2 protein-coding genes are annotated in these 1,337 nt (G+C 66.5%); one reads left to right on the plus strand and one right to left on the minus strand.

What is annotated here, in order from left to right:
- Positions 1–139 precede the first annotated feature (139 nt).
- Positions 140–223, plus strand: coding sequence for a hypothetical protein (locus TU30_RS38145; RefSeq protein ID WP_360619270.1), 84 nt, complete (start codon positions 140–142; stop codon positions 221–223).
- Positions 224–250: 27 nt separating this feature from the next.
- Here TU30_RS38145 and TU30_RS00045 read toward each other — a convergent pair whose 3' ends face one another.
- Positions 251–1,051, minus strand: coding sequence for a transposase family protein (locus tag TU30_RS00045; RefSeq protein ID WP_370626534.1), 801 nt, complete (start codon positions 1,049–1,051; stop codon positions 251–253).
- Between the last annotated feature and the right edge of the window lie 286 nt (positions 1,052–1,337).

A 1,337-nucleotide genomic window follows, 5' to 3' on the forward strand; every position in this document is an offset into this window, starting at 1 on the left:
GTAGTGCTTCGTTAGGTTTGAGGTGCCCCGGAGTTTCCGGACAGGGACCCAATAGGGTTGTTCTGTCAAGGAAATGGGGAAGTTCGAAGTGGCGCCACCCAGCAAGTACACCCCGGAGTTTCGTGAGGAAGCCGTCCAGATGGCACTCCGGTCCAGCAAGACCATCTCGGAGACGGCCCGCGAGCTCGAATTGAACTCGGAGACACTGAACCCTTCTCGGTAACGTCTCGTGACGGTTTGTGATCTTCGTTCAGGTGGTGCGGCCGTGTTCCATCTGGAGCAGGACGAGGGCGGCTCGGGCGATCCGGGTGATGCTGCCAGGGTCGAGGCTGACCCGGCGCAGAGCCTTGAACGTGACTTTGAGCAGGGCATTCGCGCGCTCGGCGACGCCGTGGATGCCACGGATCACCTTGTTGAACGTCTGCTGTTCGAGGTCGGGTTCGCCGCCCTGCGGCTTCTTGACCGGGTGGCGGAAGCCGTCGCCGGCGTTCTCGTAGCCGAGATCGGTCAGAGTCGGGATGTCCAGAGTGGCGGCGAGCCGGTTCAGCGCGCCGATCAGGCCGTGGGTGCGCGCGCAGGTGGTGTCGTGCTCGCGGCCGGGGCGGACCGGGGACACCCAGAGCGGCCAGCCGTCCGGGGCGGAGATGACCTGCACATTCCCGCCATGATGCTTGTGCTTCCCGGACCACCAGAGATCTGCCCCGTTGGGACCGGGGGCGGCGACGCGGTCGGTGCGGATGACAGTGCCGTCCAGGTTGAGGTGGGTGTACCCGGCGGCCGCCGCCCGCTCCAGTGCGGTGGCCAGGTCCGGGGCGTGGTCGGCGAGCACGGTCAGCCCCTCGTGGAGATAGCGGTAGGCGGTCGGCACCGAGATCCGGCTGTCCCGGGAGAGTTGGGCCAGCCGGGTTCCGTCGACGAACCACCGCAGGACGAGGATCCCCTGCTTGAAGACGCTCAGGGCGCGGGTGTTCTTGCGGGTGCCGAGCCGGTCGCGGTGCTCGCGCAGGAGCCGGGCCAGGGTCTCGGCGGTCTCCCTGCCGACATCGAGCACGGCGGTGTAGGTGATACTGGTCAACGTGTGAAGCCTCTGGCCGTACGGAACTTGATTTTCGCAGACCTGTTCCTACCAGGGGCTTCACCCATATCTGACGGCGGGGCACTCGACGCGGTCCGGCTCACCCCGCACGCGGTCACGCACCGCAACCGTCACATTGCCGAGAAGACCTCACTGTCCGGAAAACGCGAGGCCCCTCACCTCGGCCCGCTACGCACGCCACGGACACATCATCAGCTGGAAGGGGTTCTCCGCTCACCCGACCGAGACCTGCACCCCCGAT

Origin of the sequence: Streptomyces sp. NBRC 110035 (genome assembly GCF_000829695.1) — a bacterium.
Taxonomy (GTDB): domain Bacteria; phylum Actinomycetota; class Actinomycetes; order Streptomycetales; family Streptomycetaceae; genus Streptomyces.